16 protein-coding genes and 2 pseudogenes are annotated in these 17723 nt (G+C 71.2%); 8 read left to right on the top strand and 10 right to left on the bottom strand.

What is annotated here, in order from left to right; all coding sequences use genetic code 11:
* Position 1 precedes the first annotated feature (1 nt).
* From pstC to ACIBAE_RS04935, 5 genes and pseudogenes are all read right to left on the bottom strand, one after another.
* Entirely contained in the window at positions 2-1024 is a 1023-nt protein-coding gene (pstC, locus tag ACIBAE_RS04955; RefSeq protein ID WP_399282387.1) for a phosphate ABC transporter permease subunit PstC, read from the bottom strand.
* Positions 1025-1448: 424 nt separating this feature from the next.
* On the bottom strand, positions 1449-2411 hold the full coding sequence (locus ACIBAE_RS04950) for a serine hydrolase (protein ID WP_399282386.1): 963 nt from the start codon (positions 2409-2411) through the stop codon (positions 1449-1451).
* Positions 2412-2782: 371 nt separating this feature from the next.
* Complete coding sequence (locus ACIBAE_RS04945) at positions 2783-3067, bottom strand: transposase (RefSeq protein WP_399282574.1); 285 nt, start codon at positions 3065-3067, stop codon at positions 2783-2785.
* An 82-nt stretch (positions 3068-3149) separates the two neighbouring features.
* Positions 3150-3338 (bottom strand): annotated as a pseudogene (locus tag ACIBAE_RS04940) (transposase); the annotation flags it as partial.
* Between the two features lie 533 nt (positions 3339-3871).
* Positions 3872-5407, bottom strand: coding sequence for a reprolysin-like metallopeptidase (locus ACIBAE_RS04935; RefSeq protein WP_399282385.1), 1536 nt, complete (start codon positions 5405-5407; stop codon positions 3872-3874).
* Positions 5408-5618: 211 nt separating this feature from the next.
* Between ACIBAE_RS04935 and ACIBAE_RS04930 the strand changes: the two genes are divergently transcribed.
* From ACIBAE_RS04930 to ACIBAE_RS04920, 3 genes are read left to right on the top strand one after another with little or no spacing between them, the layout of a single operon-like run.
* On the top strand, positions 5619-5849 hold the full coding sequence (locus tag ACIBAE_RS04930; RefSeq protein ID WP_399282384.1) for a hypothetical protein: 231 nt from the start codon (positions 5619-5621) through the stop codon (positions 5847-5849).
* A 9-nt stretch (positions 5850-5858) separates the two neighbouring features.
* Positions 5859-6224, top strand: coding sequence for a DDE-type integrase/transposase/recombinase (locus ACIBAE_RS04925; RefSeq protein WP_399282383.1), 366 nt, complete (start codon positions 5859-5861; stop codon positions 6222-6224).
* 14 nt (positions 6225-6238) lie between these two features.
* A complete protein-coding gene (locus ACIBAE_RS04920; protein ID WP_399282382.1) occupies positions 6239-6424 on the top strand; it encodes an integrase core domain-containing protein in 186 nt (61 codons plus the stop codon).
* Between the two features lie 26 nt (positions 6425-6450).
* Here the strand turns inward: ACIBAE_RS04920 and ACIBAE_RS04915 are convergent, their stop codons facing one another.
* From ACIBAE_RS04915 to ACIBAE_RS04905, 3 genes and pseudogenes are all read right to left on the bottom strand, one after another.
* Positions 6451-8100 carry a thiamine pyrophosphate-binding protein gene (locus ACIBAE_RS04915; RefSeq protein WP_399282573.1) on the bottom strand — a complete coding sequence of 550 codons (1650 nt, stop codon included), beginning with the start codon at positions 8098-8100 and terminating at the stop codon, positions 6451-6453.
* A 23-nt stretch (positions 8101-8123) separates the two neighbouring features.
* Positions 8124-9167, bottom strand: a complete 1044-nt coding sequence (gene speB, locus ACIBAE_RS04910) for an agmatinase (RefSeq protein ID WP_399282381.1) — start codon at positions 9165-9167, stop codon at positions 8124-8126.
* 170 nt (positions 9168-9337) lie between these two features.
* Positions 9338-9671, bottom strand: a pseudogene (locus ACIBAE_RS04905) (sodium:solute symporter); the annotation flags it as partial.
* Between the two features lie 178 nt (positions 9672-9849).
* On the opposite strand from ACIBAE_RS04905, the gene ACIBAE_RS04900 reads away from it, so the two are divergent.
* The 3 genes from ACIBAE_RS04900 (at position 9850) to ACIBAE_RS04890 (ending at position 13693) form a co-directional block, all read left to right on the top strand.
* Positions 9850-11373 (top strand): PucR family transcriptional regulator ligand-binding domain-containing protein, encoded by a 1524-nt coding sequence (locus ACIBAE_RS04900; protein WP_399282380.1) that lies wholly within the window; start codon positions 9850-9852, stop codon positions 11371-11373.
* 257 nt (positions 11374-11630) lie between these two features.
* Complete coding sequence (locus ACIBAE_RS04895) at positions 11631-12788, top strand: acyl-CoA dehydrogenase family protein (RefSeq protein ID WP_399282379.1); 1158 nt, start codon at positions 11631-11633, stop codon at positions 12786-12788.
* On the top strand, positions 12785-13693 hold the full coding sequence (locus ACIBAE_RS04890; protein WP_399282378.1) for an acyl-CoA thioesterase: 909 nt from the start codon (positions 12785-12787) through the stop codon (positions 13691-13693). Before ACIBAE_RS04895 ends, ACIBAE_RS04890 begins: the two co-directional genes overlap by 4 nt.
* A 92-nt stretch (positions 13694-13785) precedes the next feature.
* On the opposite strand, the gene ACIBAE_RS04885 is transcribed toward ACIBAE_RS04890, so the two are convergent.
* Entirely contained in the window at positions 13786-14565 is a 780-nt protein-coding gene (locus ACIBAE_RS04885) for a phosphatase (protein WP_399282377.1), read from the bottom strand.
* A 256-nt stretch (positions 14566-14821) separates the two neighbouring features.
* Here ACIBAE_RS04885 and ACIBAE_RS04880 point away from each other — a divergent pair, with 256 nt between their 5' ends.
* A complete protein-coding gene (locus ACIBAE_RS04880) occupies positions 14822-15307 on the top strand; it encodes a peroxiredoxin (RefSeq protein ID WP_399282376.1) in 486 nt (161 codons plus the stop codon).
* A gap of 2 nt (positions 15308-15309) precedes the next feature.
* On the opposite strand, the gene ACIBAE_RS04875 is transcribed toward ACIBAE_RS04880, so the two are convergent.
* Entirely contained in the window at positions 15310-15954 is a 645-nt protein-coding gene (locus ACIBAE_RS04875; protein ID WP_399282375.1) for a TetR/AcrR family transcriptional regulator, read from the bottom strand.
* Positions 15955-16078: 124 nt separating this feature from the next.
* Here ACIBAE_RS04875 and ACIBAE_RS04870 point away from each other — a divergent pair, with 124 nt between their 5' ends.
* Positions 16079-17710: a carboxyl transferase domain-containing protein gene (locus ACIBAE_RS04870; protein WP_399282374.1), complete on the top strand. Its 1632-nt coding sequence runs from the start codon at positions 16079-16081 to the stop codon at positions 17708-17710.
* Positions 17711-17723: the final 13 nt, after the last annotated feature.

Genomic DNA, 17723 nt, shown 5'->3' with positions numbered 1-17723 from the left:
GTCATCCCTCGCTCTGTGCGCCGGACCGCGAGCGGGCCACGATGGTTGAGGCGGTGAAGTTGACCAGCAGGGTGAGCAGGAACAGCGCCAGGCCGGCCGCCATCAGCGCCGACATGCCGAATTCGGACGAGTCGCCGTAGTGCAGGGCGATCAGCGAGGAGACCGAGTTGGCCCCGGTCTGCAGGATGTGCGGCTGGATCGTGAAGACCGGCGAGATGATCAGGTAGACGGCGATGGTCTCGCCCAGTGCCCGGCCGAGCCCCAGCATGGTGCCGCCGATCATGCCGCCCAGGCCGTAGGGCAGTACCACCGAGCGGATCATGCCCCAGCGGGTCGAGCCGAGGGCGAAGGCGCCCTCGCGTTCACCGGCCGGAGCCTGCGTGAAGACCTCGCGCATCACCGAGCACATGATCGGCGCCACCATCATGGCGACGACGATTCCGGCGACGAAGGTGGAGGCGGTGTAGACACTGGCCGAGGAGAGCGGGTCCCCCGGTTCGGCGCCGTCGACCTTGAGAAAGGGCACCCAGGAGAACCAGCTGGACAGCCAGCGCGACAGCCCGATCACATGGCCCTGGAAGAAGAAGAGCCCCCACAGGCCGTAGACCACGGACGGCACCGCCGCCATCAGGTCGACCATCGCGACCAGGGTGCGGCGCAGCCGGCGCGGGGCCACCTCGGAGATGAACAGCGCGGTACCGACCGCCAGCGGCACGGAGATGACGACCGCCACGGCGGCGATCAGCACGGTGCCGGTGAGGACGGCGGCGATGCCGAAGTTCTGTGCGTCGGGCTGCCACTGTTCGGTCGTCAGGAAGCTGAAGCCCTGGACCCGCAGCGCCTGACCGGCCCGCAGGAGCAGGAACAGCCCCACCGCGGCCATGATGGCCAGCACCGCGATTCCGGCGGCTGTCAGCTGCCCGCGGAAGATCCGGTCTCCGATGCCCTTGGCGACATGCGACCGACGGGGCGTATCGCCGCCGTCCACCTCAGGTATCCGGGACACCACTTGTGTGGATGCCACGTGTTGTTCTCTCCCCACCCTCTACGCGCGTGCCGAGGGGCGACGCACCAGGGAGAGTTAACGAGGCGTCAATGTCCGGATTGGCGTTCGAAAACGGGCAGAAGATGAACATCAGGGAAGCAAAGGAAGCGGGAGATGTGGAGAAAGATGGTAGATACAGCGAACACATCGGTCTTTGCTTGACCTTGAACGCCTCGTGGGCACTACCCGAAGCGCCGCGCCCGCGTCCGGCCCGGGGCCGTACGCGGCCCGGCACCGGTCCGGCTCGGACGCCGACCCAGACCGGGCTCGGATACCGGATCCAGGCCGGATCCAGGCCGGATCCAGGCCGACCCGGGGCCAACTCCGCAGTCAGTGAACCGCGTTGTGCGAGCCCGGGTCCGCCGGGGGCGCGAATCCCCCGGCCTCCGGCGGACCCCACGGGTCAGCGACTGGCGGGAACGGCTTCCCTGGCCGACTTCTCCGGCGTGGCCGGGACCGCCTCGTACGGGGTCGCCGGCACCTGGTGGACAGCGGTCCTGGCCTTGGCGGCCACCGGGTTGAGGTCCTTGTGGACGGCCTTGGCGACCGCCTGGATGGTGTTGACGCCGTCGTTCATCGTCTTGTTGTCGTCAGTGAGCACACTGATCAGGTAGTCGTGCCCCTTGCCGGTGAACGCGCCGACGCTGTGCACGCGCCACCCGTGGGTCGACCGCGAGAGCCAGCCGTTCTTGAGCTCGACGGTGGCGGTCTTCGGGGCGCCGGCCGGGACGCCCCAGCGCTGGGACGCGACGACCTTGCGCATCCGCTCCTGGATGAACGCGCGCGCGTTGTCGCTCAGCACGGTGTTCTTGGCGGTCACCAGGGTGAGCAGCCGCTGCTCGTCGTCGGCGGTGATCTGGGTGAGCCCCCAGTAGCCGCCGGTCCCGGGGACGGTCCTGGTCATGCCCGCCGCCTTGAGGAAGCCCTTGATCTTCGTCAGGCCGAGCTGCTTCCACAGGGCGCTGGTCGCGTTGTTGTCCGACTTGGTGATCATGGCCGTGGCGAGGCTGATCTCGCGCTGCGTCAGGTAGCGGTTCGTCTTCTTCGCGTCCCAGAGCAGGGTCGCGAGCACGGTCACCTTGACCACGCTCGCCGAATCGAACTTCTGCGTGGCGCGCAGAGCGCAACGTGTGTTGGTCGTGCGGTCGTAGACCGCCAGGGCCGTGGTGGACTTCCTGCCCTTGAGTGCCGCGGTGATGTCCTTGGACAACGTGGCGGCGAGCCCCGCCTTGCCCGAGGTACAGACCACGGCCGGCGCCGCCGCCACCGCGGGCGCCGCCCCGGCGGCCACCGGGGCGAGCACGCCCGCGGCCACCGCCACGGACAGCGCGCCACGGGCACGCCGGGATATTCGCTGGTGAGTCATGAAGGTTTCCCGCCCCCCTGAAGCGTCGACGAGCGCGCTCAGGGGCGCGCTCGCTGACATGACACCCGAACACGGGCGAATGGTTGTACGCATTCCGCACCGAGTTGCGCGGGGTCGGTCGGCGGCAGGTGAGAGTCAGGGAAACAGGACCATGTCAGAGGGGGGTCTGTCATAGGTGGGTCTGTCAGAAGCCGTATCTCAACCGGACATGATCGCTTGATTTCCGCTGGTCAGGCATGGTCTGGCTCGGAAGAGAGAGATCACGGTCCAGCTGGGCTTGGAGACAACCTCGGCGAAGGTCGAGGGGGTGCGCTCGAAGGCCCGGCGTCTGGCGGAGCGCGGGTGGATCCGGCAGGAGGCGTCGGGGGCATTCAGCGTCGGCCGACGGCCCGTGGCCGTGCCAGGCGTCGGCTCATCCGCGTGACCATCGACCACCGGATCATCGCCTCGCTGCTGGCCGGCAACGTCTCGTAGTCCCGGGCCGGCCGGCGCGAATGCGTCAGCCACGCGAACGTGCGCTCGACGATCCAGCGCCTGGGCAGCACCACGAACCCTGTCATGTCGTCGGTGCGTTTGACGATCTGCAAGGTCAGCGCGAGTTTCTGACGGCACCAATCGACGAGGGAGCCGGTGTAGCCGCCGTCTGCCCAGAGCAGGGTGATGTCGCGGTGCAGCCGGGCGCAGCCGCCCCAGCAGGCCCACGGCGGCGTCCCGGTCGCCGATGTTCGCGGCGGTGACCGCGACGACCAGGAGCAGACCGAGCGTGTCGGTCACGATGTGCCGCTTACGCCCGGGCACCTTCTTCCCGCCGTCGTAGCCACGTGAGGCGGCAGGCACCGTCACGCCGGCCCGCACCGACTGCGCGTCGATGATTCCCGCCGTGGGCTCGGCCTCACGGCCCTCGCGCTCACACTCCGCGTCCGTCATGTCCGGCGGGTACCGGCGCACCCGGTCGGGATGATCGGCCGCATTGCCGTACACGTGCGCGAGGCAATCACACGATGGTGTGGCCGAGCTGAACTGGACGGGCTCGGACGTGTACATCAACGACACCAGGGCCTCCCGGCATTGCTCGGTTAGATTCGCATCCCCGAGCTACCGAGAGGCCCTGTCTTTTCATGCGCGCACAACGGGAAGATCACCCCGGCGGGAAACCTGTTCGACCCGCACGTTCCATGATCGGTTGAGATACGGCTTCTGAGCCACGGTCCGCAACTCCCGGCTCTCGAAGTGCATCGCATCCCCCTGAACCGGGGCGTTGCGACGACCGCTGGAACGGACTTCTCGGCCGGGGTCCTTGGGCACCTTTCGTTCGGCCCGAGAGGCTTCCTTACGACACGGGGGCGACGCCGGCTGAGGTGGCAACGCAGCCCGGCCGTACCGGGTATCTGCTTCGCGATCGCGGCCGGCGCACGATCGTGCCATGGCTCTGCCCTGGGCTGTTGAGACGTGGGAGACGTCTACGACCCGATCGGGGCGAACAGCGCGTTGATGGTCCGGTTGGCGTTCATGTTGATCTCGTAGCTCGGATTGCTGCCCGCCAATTCCACGCCGTCGACCGCCCAGGCGTCGAACCGGTAGCCGGGGTTGGGGAAGGCGCTGACGGTGACCCGCGTGTTGGGATCGTACGGACCGAATTCGCTGATCCTGACCGTGCCGCCGGTGTTCGGGGTGACGGAAACGGTGAGGGAGTGGCGGTTCAGGGGCCTCGTGGGGGCACGGTAGGCGGCCAGGATGTCGGCGTTCTGCCGTGCGACGGCCGCGTTGTTGTTCATGGCGTCGCCGAGAGGCTGGTTGCCCCAGAACCTGTCGGGGTTGGAGTACTCGTTGACGACGTTGCACGCCTGGGGGCAGGCGCTGGAGTAGGCCATGAGCGTGCGGTGCTGTCCGTTGGGCGTGATCCAGCCGTAGTTGGACGAGCCCGCGGGCGGCGTTGAGCCTTGCCTCACGTACGTCAGGCGGTCGTGCTGCATGCCGAAGTTGTGGCCGATCTCGTGTGCGAGGTTCTCCCATGCCGTCACGGAGAAAATGCTGGTGACCGAGAACGCGGCACCGGAGGTTGCCGCTGACGGGCCAGGAGTGGGCAGGTCGGACGCCCCGGAACTGTCCTCCGCGGGGACGGAGGCGAACAACGCGACCAGGTCGGCGCCGTACAGCAGCCGTTGGGTCGCGGCCGTACTGCCGAGGACCGTGTTTGTCGGGCTGCTGATCATGCTCAGCAGCGTGTTCACGTTCTCGCGAGGGACCCCGGTGGCCGCGGTCTCGTAGGTGTTGATGACATGCACGCTGGCCGGCACATTGCTGCCCGCGAGCGCCCTGTTGAGCTGGTTCACGCCGTAGTTGATACGGGCCACGACCGCCGAGACACTGCCGAGTTCGGCGACAGTGGCCGGGGTGTAGGCCGCGACGATGTCGATGGCTGCCGGATTGTTCGGCGTGGCGGCCCTCGTACCGGGCTTGTATCGCTCGTACGGCTTTGTCGCGCGGACGTCGACCGTGTCGACACCGTGCCCGTTGGGCGGCAGTTTCAGGGAGTCGATCTCCTTCAGCACGTACCAGCCCGGCCGCTTCGCCAGCGGCTCATAGGCGTACTGGCGGAAGCCGGCCTCGATCGTGCCGGAGAGCGTGACCGGCCCCTTGCCGCAGGCTCCGATCACGGACACCGAGATGGTCTTCTGGACATTCTTCGGGTCGTGACCGCTCCAGTACACCGTGCCGTTCTTGTCCAGTCGCTGGAAGTCCTGCACCGCGGTGAAGGGCTTACCGTGCTCGAACAGCGGGAAGGTACGACGCTCGGGTCTGCCCTCCTTCTGCTTGCCACACAGCGAACGGAACGCCTTGGCGTCCGTGCGCTGTGCGGCACTCCGCAGTACCCAGGGCCCGTGATCACCGCCGCCTGGTCTGGCGGAGGCGGCAGGTGCGGTCAGGACCAGTGACAGACCGGCAGCGACAGCGGTCGCCGCGCGGGTGGTGGCGAGCAGGAATCGAGGACGCATGAGATGGAGGAGCCTTCCGTGAGGGTTTCGCCTTGTATCCCGCACCGAAGACCACGCCACGCCGGTACGACGTCCCCACACGACCGACCGGTCTCCGGTTCACCCGAACAGAGGGGGCGGGGCCCGCCGGACACCGCCTGGACCGTCAGGTCGGCCCGGACAGACTCGTGCGTGCCCGGCCATGAGCTTGGCGTTTTGAGCTTGCTCCGGTTTGGCGGACTTCGACCTGGTCGAGACCCGGGTGCGTGACTGGGTCCGGCAAGCAGAAGTCGACGCCGGCGAGCGGGATGGCCTGACCGGCAACGAACGTGACGAGCTGGCCGCGTTGCGGCGGGAGAACCGCCGTCTGCGCGAGGACGTGGAGGTCCTCAAGCGAGCCACGGCTTTCATCGAGGCGGAGAAGCAGGCAGGCCACAGCTCACACGAGCATGTGAGCTGCTGAAGGTCTCCCGTGCCGCCTACTACGCCCGCCGCTCAGGCCCCAGCGCGCCAGCGCACCACCATCCCGGCCCCCAAGGCGGCCATCCGCCCAGACCTGGTCCTACGCGACTTCCAGCCGAACCCTGCCGGCGCTGACACGCGCTGGTGCGGCGACATCACCTACATCCCCACCGACGAGGGCTGGCTCTACCTGGCCACCGTCATCGACATCGCCACCCGCCGCGTCGTCGGCTGGGCCACCGCCGACCACCTGCGCACGAGCCTGGTCTCCGACGCCCTCACCACCGCCTGCCGCACCCGTCGACCGACAGAGCGCGTACCGACCGCGGCCGTCAATACACCAGTCACGAACTCGCCTCACTCGCGGCGCAGTTGAACGTCCGCCTGCCCGTGGGGCGCACCGGACAGTGCTGGGACAACGCCCTGGCGGAGTCGTTCTTCTCGACGTTGAAGAACGAACTGCTCGGCAGGCAGTCCTGGCCCACCAGAGCAGCCGCCCACACTGCGATCTTCGAACCGCCGGAAGATCACCCGGCCAGGAGCCCTGTTCGACCCGCACGTTCCACGGTCGGTTGAGATACGGCTACTCGGAGGTGGGTCTGTCAGAGATGGGTCGGGGCGAACATCCGGAGCAGGGCCGGGAGGACGACGACCGAGGGGCCCGGGGCCGCCAGGGCCCCTGCCAGGTCCTCGCGCAGCGACTCCGGGGTCGTACGGATCGCGGGGACGCCGAAGGACTCCGCCAGGGCGACGAAGTCCGGCCGGGAGAGATCCGTGCCGGCGGACTCGCCGAAGGCGTCCGTCATGTATTCGCGCAGGATGCCGTAGCCCCCGTCGTCCACGATCAGCCAGGTGACCGGGAGGTCGTACTGGCGGGCCGTGGCCAACTCCGCGATCGAGTACATCGCGCCACCGTCGCCCGAGACCGCGAGCACCGGTGTCGTAGGGTCGGCGGCCGCGGCACCCAGGGCGGCGGGGAAGCCGTAGCCGAGGCCGCCCGCGCCCTGACCCGAGTGCATCGGCCCCGGCCAGGCCGACCAGGCCCAGTAGGCGAGGATCGTCATGTCCCAGAAGCTGGGCGAGGAGGCGGGCAGCGCGTCGCGTACGGCGCTCAGGACCTGCCGCTCCAGCGTGAGGCCCTGGGCGTCGATCCTGGCCCGTACCTTCGCCAGCACCGCACGGACGGACCCGGCGGCGGCCGGGTCGTGGCGCTCGCTCACCGCCTCCAGCAGCGCCGACAGCGCGATCCTGGCGTCGGCGTGGATGCCCAGCGCGGGGTGGTTGGACTCCAGCTTCCCGAGGTCGGCCTCGATCTGGATCACCCGGCCGCGGGGGCGGAACGTGCGGTAGTTCGAGGAGAGTTCGCCGAGCCCGGAGCCGACGACCAGCAGCACGTCCGCGTCCTCCAGGAAGTCGGTGGTGTGCCGGTCCTCCAGCCAGGACTGGAGGGACAGCGGGTGCTCCCACGGGAAGGCGCCCTTGCCGCCGAAGGTGGTGACGACCGGCGCGTCCAGCTTCTCGGCGAGCGCGCGGAGCTTGCCGGACGCGTCGGCCCGTACGACTCCGCCGCCGGCGATGATCACCGGCCGGGCCGCGCCCGACAGCGCGTGTGCCGCGACGGCGGTCAGCTCGGGGCGGGGCAGCAGCTCGCGCGGGGTCGCGTCCATCGCCGTCACGACCGGCAGCGACGTCGGGGCGAGCAGCACGTCCTGCGGGATCTCCACCCAGACCGGGCCGTGCGGCGCGGTGAGCGCGGACTCCCAGGCGGCGGCGATGGCCGACGGGATCTGGGAGACGGTACGGACGGGGTGCACGGACTTCACGATGTCGCGGAAGGACGCCTGCTGGTCGCGCAGTTCATGCAGGTAGCCGTGGCGTCCGCCGCCGAGGCCGGCGGTCGGCACCTGGCTGGAGACGGCCAGCACCGGCGCCGAGGCGGCGGACGCCTCCTGGAGCGCGGCGAGCGCGGTGAGCGCGCCGGGCCCGGTGGAGAGCAGCAGCGGGGCGACCTCGCCGGTGACCCTGCCGTACGCGTCGGCGGCGAAGCCCGCGTTGTTCTCCACCCGCAGCCCGACATAGGTCAGACCGGACCGGCGCAGGGCGTCGAACATGCCCAGCGCGTGCTGGCCGGGCAGCCCGAAGACGGTGGTGGCGCCGAGGCCGTGCAGCGTTTCGATGACGAGGTCACCGCCGTGGCGCCCGTCCGGCGGGTCCAGGGCGGCGGCGGTCTGCGCGGCGGTCAGCCGCGGCATGTCGTCGTGGTGGTGGTCGTGGCTCACTTGGCCCGCGCCTGGGAAGCCCGCGGAGTCGGGGAGGCCGGGGCCGCGTTCACCCCGGCCGCCTTCGCCTCGGCGATCTGGCGGGACATGATCGTCGTCAGCTCGTACGCCGTGTGGGAGGCGGCGACGGAGGTGATCTCGGCGTGGTCGTACGCGGGCGCGACCTCGACGACATCCGCCGAGACGAGGTGGCAGGAGGCCAGTCCCCGCAGGATTTCGAGGAGTTCCCGGGAGGTGAGCCCGCCGGCTTCGGGGGTGCCGGTGCCGGGCGCGTGCGCCGGGTCGAGCACGTCGATGTCGATGGAGATGTACAGCGGGCGGTCCCCGATGCGCTGCCGCAGCTGGTCGGTGACCTCGTCCACGCCCCGCCGCATGACATCCGCCGAGGTGACGATCCCGAAGCCCATCCTGGCGTCGTCGTCCAGGTCCTTCTTGCCGTAGAGCGGGCCGCGCGTGCCGACGTGGGAGAGCGCCTCGGTGTCGAGGATGCCCTCCTCGACGGCCCGGCGGAACGGCGTGCCGTGGGTGTACGCGGCGCCGAAGTAGGTGTCCCAGGTGTCCAGGTGGGCATCGAAGTGGAGCAGCGCGACAGGACCGTGCTTCCTGGCCACGGAGCGCAGCAGCGGCAGGGCGATGGTGTGGTCGCCGCCGAGGGTCATCAGGCGGGCGCCGGTGCCGAGCAGATCGTCGGCCGCCGCCTGGATGGTGTCGACGGCCTCGTCGATGTTGAACGGGTTGGCCGCGATGTCCCCGGCGTCCGCGACCTGCGCGAGCGCGAAGGGCGAGGCGTCCTGGGCCGGGTTGTAGGGGCGCAGCAGGCGCGACGCCTCGCGGATCGCGTTCCCGCCGAAGCGGGCGCCGGGCCGGTAGGAGACACCGCTGTCGAAGGGGACGCCGACGACGGCGACATCGGCGGCGCCGACCTCGTCGAGCCGGGGTAGCCGGGCGAAGGTGGCCGGGCCCGCGTACCGGGGGATACGGGACGAGTCGACGGGCCCGCGCGGGCCGGTGTCCGGGTTTACGTATCCGTTGCTGCTCATGCGTCGGGCCTCTCCGGGCTGTGATCCTGCGACTCTGGGTGGGTACGGCTGTTCTGCGTTGCTCTGGGTTGCTCTGGGTTGCTCCGGGTTGCTCCGGGTTGTTCCGGGTCGCTCTGTCGTTCGCTCCGCCAAGGATGGACCGGACCACCGACAAGGGTCCGACCGGGGCGTCAGGAGACGGGCACGGCGGTCTCCGCGGGCAGCCCGTCGTCGGCAGTTTCCCCGGCCACGCGTTGGCGCCGGGCGGCGAGCACCGCCTCGTCCGTGGGCTTCGTCACCAGGCTGACGATGACGTAGGCGGCCGGCGAGGAGAGCGGCCCGTAGGAGACGGGCTCGTTGGCGAGGATGCCCGTAGGAGACGGGCTCGTTGGCGAGGATGCCGTACGCGCCCATCAGGCAGATGACCGCCAGGCCGCCCACGATCACCGAGGCCGGCGCCCCGTGCACCGTGCCGCTCTTCCACGGCAGACCGCCGAGGAGCGGGCGCGGCGCATGCCCCACCACCCCATGGCGAGCATCCCGGCCGGATGGACGACGATCACCGTGTGGTCCACCGCCATGGGCTTCCTCCGTCCCGCCTGGTGCCGTGCTGATCTCGTGCGTCACGACGGTAGGTGGCCGGAAAGCAGCGCTGAAGTGTACGTTTCATCCGCTCCTGACGCTGCCGATGGATGGAACATCCATGCCGAACCCCGCCGCTTCCCCGCCTACCCCACCGATCCCGCTGACCGCACTGCTCGCGGACGCGGATCTCGGTCTGCGCCGGATCGCCGGGCCGCCGGACGACGAAGGGCGCGACGCGGCACGCGTCATCCACTGGGTGCACACCTCGGAGATGGCCGACCCGTATCCGTACCTGCTCGGCGGTGAGCTGCTGCTGACCGCCGGTGTCCAGCTCGCCGACGCGCACGCGGACACCTACGTGGCGCGGGTGATGGAGGCGGGCGCCGCGGCGCTCGGCTTCGGGGTGCGGCCGGTGTACGACACGGTGCCGACCGCCCTCGTCGAGGCGTGCGACCGGCACGGGCTGCCCCTGCTGGAGGTGCCGCCACGGACACCGTTCACGGCGGTGGCGCGCGCGGTGTGGCGGCTGATGGCCGAGGCACGCCACCGCGAACTGCGCCGGGTGACGCAGGCCCAGCAGGGGCTGGCAGCGGCGGCGGCCCGCCAGGACCCGGTGTCTGCCGTCCTGCACCAGCTGGCGGTACGGCTGGGTGGCCACGCGGTCCTGTTCGGGCCGGACGGCGCCGAACTGCACACCACCGGCCGCACCCCGTCCCCCGGCGCCCGGACGGCCCTGGCCCGTCTCGCCCGGGTGGTCCGTACGGGCCGCGGCTCCCCCGCACACCCCACCGGCCCCGCTGGAGGCCCCGGACCAGCCGGTCCCACCGGTCCCACCGGCCCCACCTCCGCCAGCGACTCCGCCGACGGCGCCCATCTCGCCGCCTACGCGCTCGGCGGCGGCCAGGGCCTGGTCCTCGGCGTGGCCGCCCGCGAACGGGAGGCCGGGGACCACACCCTCACCGGGGTCGCCGTCGTCCTGCTCTCCCTGCTGACCGCGCCCCACCAGGGCGCCGCCGAGGCGGGCCGTTCCGCCGCGCTCGTACGGCTGCTGCTGGCCGCCTCGCCGGACGAGGCGGCGAGGGCCGCGCCCCTGCTCGGCCCGGGCCCCTGGACCGTGGTCCACGCGCGGGGCGGCGACACCCCCTTCGCGGCGGGCGCGCTCGCGGCGGCGCTCGGCAGCGCGCTGGTGGAGACGGACGGCGACACCGGCACCGTCCGGATCGTCACCGACCGGGAGGTCACCCCCCAGCCCGGCTGGACCCTCGGTGTCAGCGCCCCGGCCGGGGCCACGGAGCTGGCCGTCGCCGACACCCGGGCGGGCCGGGCGCTGCGCCGCGCGGAGGCGGCCCGCGCCGGCCTCGTACGCCACCGGGAGACGGGACTGGACGGGCTGGTCACCCCCGAGGAGGCGACCGCCCACGCCCGTACCCTGCTCGCACCCCTGGCCGGCTCACCGGACCTGATCGAGACGCTGCGCGCCTGGCTGTCGCTGCACGGCGGCTGGGACCGTACGGCGGCGGCCCTGGCCGTCCACCGCAACACGGTCCGCCAGCGGATCGCCCGCTGCGCGGCCCTGCTGGACACGGACCTGGACGACGCCGACGTACGGATGGAGCTGTGGTTCGCGCTACGCCGACTGTGATGTGCGTGACAGCCGCCCCGGCCACCGCCGCCGGCGCACCGCCCGCCGCACCGCCTGTCGCGCCCACCGCGCCGCCTGTCGCACCGGCCGCCGCACCGCCCTCTGGACAGCTCCCCGAACCGCTCGGTAACTTAATCTGAGCAAGCGCTTAGAGGAGTGCTTGGAGGACGAGCCGAAGCCATCAACCGAGCAGCCCCGATGGCGAGCGACCGCCCCGCGAGAGCGGCGGCGGCTTGAGCCGCAAAGGAGTGCCTTCCGTGCGCCGTACCGTCTACAACGAGGACCACGAGGCGTTCCGGGAGACCATCCGCGCCTTCATCGAGGCCAAGGTCGTCCCGGTCTACGACGAGTGGTACGCGGCCGGCCAGGCGCCCCGCGACTTCTACCACCAGCTCGGCGAGCTGGGCATCTTCGGCATCGAGGTGCCGGAGGAGTACGGCGGCGCGGGCGAGGAGTCCTTCAAGTTCCAGGCGGTCATCTCCGAGGAGTGCGCCCGCGCGGGCGTCTCCTTCGGCGGTTCCGGCGTCCATGTGGCGCTCTGCCTGCCCTACCTGAAGGCTTATGCCACCGACGAGCAGAAGAAGCGCTGGCTGCCGGACTTCGTCAGCGGCCGGACCATGTACGCCATCGCCATGACGGAGCCCGGCACCGGCTCCGACCTGGCCGGCATGAAGACCACCGCCACGCTCTCCGGGGACGGCACGCACTACATCCTCAACGGCGCCAAGACCTTCATCACCGGCGGGGTCCACGCGGACCGCGTCATCGTCTGCGCCCGCACCGCCGCAGCGACCCCCGACGACCGCCGCTTCGGCATCTCGCTGCTGGTCGTGGACACGAAGTCCGAGGGATACGCGGTCGGCCGCAAGCTCGACAAGCTGGGCCTGAAGACCTCCGACACCGCCGAACTGTCCTTCACCGACGTCAAGGTCCCGGTCGGCGATCTGCTCGGCGAGGAGAACAAGGGCTTCTTCTACCTCGGCCAGAACCTGCCGCAGGAGCGCCTGGGCATCGCCGTCGGCGCGTACGCGCAGGCAGCGGCGGCGGTCCGGTTCGCGCAGGCGTACGTGCAGGACCGGACCGTCTTCGGCAAGACCGTCGCCTCCTTCCAGAACACGAAGTTCGAGCTGGCCGCCTGCAAGGCGGAGGTGGACGCGGCCGAGGCCGTCGTCGACCGCGCGCTGGAGGCGCACGACCTGGGCGAGCTGACCGCCGCCGAGGCCGCCTCCGCGAAGCTCTTCACCACCGAGGTCGCGCACCGCGTCATCGACAAGTGCCTCCAGCTGCACGGCGGCTACGGGTACATGAACGAGTACCCGATCGCCCGGCTGTACGCCGACAACCGCGTCAACCGCATCTACGGCGGCACCAGCGAGGTCATGAAGATGATCATCGCCAAGTCGATGGGGCTGTGACCGCCGGGGCAAACGCCCCGGCCGGCCCCGACGCCCTCGCCGATCTGCTCCGGTTGCTCGACCTGGAGCGGATCGAGCGGGACATCTTCCGGGGCCTGAGCCGCTCCGTGGTCATCCCCCGTGTCTTCGGCGGCCAGGTCGCGGCGCAGGCGCTGGTGGCCGCCGGCCGTACCGTCCCCGACGACCGCGCGCCCCACTCCCTGCACGCGTACTTCCTGCGGCCGGGTGACCCCGGCGCCCCGATCGTCTACTCCGTCGACCGCATCCGGGACGGGCGGTCCTTCACCACCCGCCGGGTCGTCGCCGTCCAGCACGGACGGCCGGTCTTCCACCTCTCCGCGTCCTTCCAGACGTACGAGGAGGGCCTGGAGCACCAGTCGGAGATGCCCACCGCGCCGGACCCGGAGACGCTGCCGACAGCCGCCGAGCTGTTGCCGCGCCACGCGGACCGGTTCGTCGATCCGGGTGTCGTGGACCGGCTGCTGGAGGCGCGGGCGGCGGTCGACCTGCGCTATGTGGACGCCCCGCCGTACGCCACCGCGGGAGAGCCGCGCGAACCCCGCTCCCAGGTGTGGTTCCGTACGGCCGGCAAGCTGGCGGACGACCCGCTGCTGCACGTCTGCCTGGCCACCTATGTCTCCGACATGACGCTGCTCGACTCGGTCCTGCTGGCGCACGGGCGGGGCGGCTGGGCGGTGGGCGACGTGGTGGGCGCGAGCCTGGACCACGCGATGTGGTTCCACCGTCCCTTCCGCGCGGACGAGTGGCTGCTGTACGACCAGCACTCCCCGTCGTCCTCCGGCGGGCGGGGCCTGGGGCAGGCACGGATCTACACCCGGGACGGCCGGCTCGCGATCTCGGTGATCCAGGAGGGCGCGGTCCGTGTCCCGCACGGCCAGGAGTGACCGGTGCGCCGGGGTCGCTTCGCCAGGCTCGCTTCGCCGGGACCGGTTCGCCAGGGACAGTGGGCCGGGAGCTCCGGGACCGGCCCCCCGGGTCAGAGCAGGCCGGCCTCGTTCAGCAGATACCGCGTCATCGGGTCGTAGAAGCGGGGGTCGGTGACGTGGTCGTCCAGCGGAACCGTCACCTGCAGGGTGCCTTCCGCCTCGCCGATGAACAGCGCCGGGTCGTTGCAGTCCGCGTAACCGACCGAGTCCAGCCCGCGCTGCCCCGCGCACCCCGCCCAGCCGTGGTCCGCGACCACCAGATCGGGCAGCGGTCTGCCCGCGCGCTCCAGGCCGTCCAGGATCGCCCGCATCGGCTCCGGCGAGTGCGTGTGCCACAGGGTCGCGTGCCGCTCCAGCATCGCGACATCCGCGAACTGGAAGACCATGCCCTCGTCCGCCATGAGCCCACCCGGGATCCGTACGATCTCGCAGCCGGCCGCGCGCAGGGCGTCCGCGGTCTGCCGGTGGACGTCCAGCAGCCCGCCCGGGTGGCCGGTCGCGAACAGGACGCGCTCCCCGCCGGCGGCGGCCTTGCGCAGCCGGGCGGCCATCCGCTCCAGGCCGTCGACGGTCAGCTCCGGGTCGATGGTGTCCTGCCCGGCCCGGTGCTGCGGATCGTCGCCGACCCCGCACCGCTCGGCCATCACCGCGAGCACGTCCTGCTCGTCGGTCCAGCGGTCGCCGAGCTCCAGACCGAGCCAGTAGTGGCGGTCGCCGTTGGCGAGGCTGCGGTAGTGGGCGAGATTGTTGTCGCGTGGCGTGGCGACGTCACCGGCGATGCGGGTACGGACGAGGTGGTCGACGAGAGCGGCACGGGTCGGTATCGGCATGAGCCCATTGTGCCGTCAGGGGTACGCGCGCCGCCGCTCGTCGGGGGAGCAATCCATGACGGGCCGGGCACCGAATACGTACGGAGTACGTTCCACACAGCGGAGTTCGGCACAGCTGAGTTCCCCCACCGAGTCCGCGCGGCTGAGTACCGCCGAATTTCACACAGCCACGTTCGGCACAGCCAAGTTCCGCACAGCCAGGTTCCGCACAGCCAGGTTCCACACAGCCAGGTTCCACACAGCCAGGGAGTGTCCTGTGGCAGCATCAACCGGTCTCGGCCGTCCGGTATCCCCCTTCACCCTGCCGGGCGGTCAGCTCGACGGCGGCACCTTCGTCCGGCGGGACTACCGCCTCGACGAACGGCGCGGGCATCCCCTGGTCCTCGCCTTCTATCCCGGGGACGACACCAGCGTCTGCACCAAGCAGCTCTGCTCGTACTCCAGCGGCCTGGAGACCTTCACCGACCTCGGGGCCGAGGTCTGGGGCATCAGCCCGCAGGGCGTCGACAGCCATGAGGCCTTCGCTCGCAAGTACGGCCTGCGGATCCCCCTGCTCGCCGACACCGACCGCTCGGTCGCGCGGGCCTTCGGCATCGCCGCTCCCGGCATCGGGCTGCGCCGCGCGGTCTTCCTGATCGGCCCGGACGGAAGTCTGCACTGGAAGCATGTCGCCCTGCTCGGCGCGACCTTCCAGCCCGTCGAGACCCTGGCCCTGCGGCTGGCGGAGCTCAGGACCGCCTGACGTCAGGCGCGCCCGGCGTCTTCGCGCTCCTCCCCCGGGGCATCCCCCAAGGCGGCGAAGGCGCCGTGCGCCAGCCTGCGCAGCAGGGACTCCGTCGCCGCGCGCCCCGGCAGACCGCTGCCGTACGAGCCGAGGTGCGGCGTCGAGTTCAGCAGGCCGAAGACGGCGTGCACGGCGCCGCGCGCCCCGGACTCCGGTACGTCCGGATACAGCTCCCGTACGACCCCGACCCACAGCTCCACGTACTGCCGCTGGAGCTGCCGCACCAGTTTGCGGTCGCTCTCCCTGAGACGGTCCAGCTCCCGGTCGTGGAGCGTGATCAGGGGACGGTCGTCCAGGGCGAAGTCGATGTGCCCGTCGATCAGCGAGGCCAGCACGGCGGCCGGATCGGCGGCCGCCCCGGTCTCCGCGGCTCCCCGCACGCGCCGCTTCCCGCCGTCCAGCAGCCGCCCGCTGATGCCGACGAGCAGCTCGGCGAGCATCGCGTCCTTGCCCGCGAAATGGCGGTACAGGCCGGGGCCGCTGATACCGACGGCGGCCCCTATCTCGTCGACGCCGACCCCGTGGAACCCGCGCTCGGCGAAGAGGCGTGCCGCCTGCTTGAGGATCTGCTCGCGGCGGGTCGGAGCCGCGGTCCTGGTGCTCATGGGAAATCATTCTAGACAGGGTCGTTAGCGGTCGTTAACCTGAAAGGCAGGACGTTAACGCTCACTAACCGGCGCGCACGGCGGGCCCGGCGGACCTTACCGACCAGCGAGGGAGCTACGAGCGATGCAGCAGGCACCGGTGCTGGCGAGCGCCGCGGACCCGGCGTCCGCGTCCTGGCGGGCCAACGAGGCGGCCCACGAGGAGCTGGCCGCCGGTCTGCGCGCCCGGCTGGCCGCGGCCCGGTCCGGCGGCGGCGAGAAGGCCCGCGCCCGGCACACCGCGCGGGGCAAGCTGCTGCCCCGGGACCGCGTGGACACCCTCCTCGACCCCGGCTCGCCCTTCCTGGAGCTGGCACCGCTGGCGGCCGAGGGGATGTACGGCGGGGCGGCCCCGGCGGCCGGGGTGATCGCCGGGATCGGCCGGGTCAGCGGCCGCGAGGTGGTGATCGTCGCCAATGACGCCACGGTCAAGGGCGGCACGTACTACCCCATGACGGTGAAGAAGCACCTCCGTGCCCAGGAGGTCGCCCTGGAGAACCGCCTGCCCTGCCTGTATCTGGTGGACTCGGGCGGCGCCTTCCTGCCCATGCAGGACGAGGTCTTCCCCGACCGGGACCACTTCGGGCGGATCTTCTACAACCAGGCCCGGATGTCCGGCGCCGGCATCCCGCAGATCGCGGCGGTGCTCGGGTCGTGCACGGCGGGCGGGGCGTACGTCCCGGCGATGAGCGACGAGGCCGTGATCGTGCGCGGCCAGGGCACGATCTTCCTGGGTGGTCCGCCGCTGGTGAAGGCGGCGACCGGTGAGGTGGTCACGGCCGAGGAGCTGGGCGGCGGCGAGGTCCACTCCCGTACGTCGGGGGTCACCGACCATCTCGCCGAGGACGACGCGCACGCGCTGCGGATCGTCAGGACCATCGTCTCCACCCTCCCCGGGCGCGGCACCCTCCCCTGGTCGGTCGAGCCGGCCGAGGAGCCCAAGGTGGACCCCGCGGGGCTGTACGGAGCGGTGCCGGTGGACTCCCGTACCCCGTACGACGTCCGGGAGGTCATCGCCCGGCTGGTCGACGGCTCCCGGTTCGCCGAGTTCAAGGCCGAATTCGGGACGACCCTGGTCACGGGCTTCGCCCGGGTGCACGGTCATCCGGTCGGCATCGTCGCCAACAACGGCATCCTGTTCTCCGAATCCGCCCAGAAGGGCGCGCACTTCATCGAGCTGTGCGACCAGCGCGGCATCCCGCTGCTCTTCCTGCAGAACATCTCCGGCTTCATGGTCGGGCGGGACTACGAGGCGGGCGGCATCGCCAAGCACGGCGCGAAGATGGTGACGGCCGTGGCCTGCGCGCGCGTGCCGAAGCTGACGGTCGTGGTCGGCGGTTCGTACGGCGCGGGCAACTACTCGATGTGCGGCCGGGCCTACTCCCCCCGCTTCCTGTGGATGTGGCCCAACGCCAAGATCTCGGTGATGGGCGGCGAGCAGGCCGCCTCCGTCCTGGCGACGGTCAAGCGCGACCAGATCGAGGGGCGCGGCGAGGAGTGGGCCGCCGAGGACGAGGAGTCCTTCAAGGACCCGATCCGCGCGCAGTACGACACCCAGGGCAACGCCTACTACGCGACCGCGCGGCTCTGGGACGACGGCGTGATCGACCCGCTGGAGACCCGCCAGGTGGTGGGCCTGGCGCTCACCGCCTGTGCCAACGCCCCGCTGCCCCGCAGGGACGGCGCGGCCCCCGGCTACGGCGTCTTCCGGATGTGAGGCGCGCGATGAC

Origin of the sequence: Streptomyces sp. NPDC051569 (genome assembly GCF_044454085.1) — a bacterium.
Classification (GTDB): Bacteria; Actinomycetota; Actinomycetes; order Streptomycetales; family Streptomycetaceae; genus Streptomyces.
Note: the sequence above shows the minus strand (reverse complement) of the source record. Positions and strands in the feature narration are given on the sequence as shown.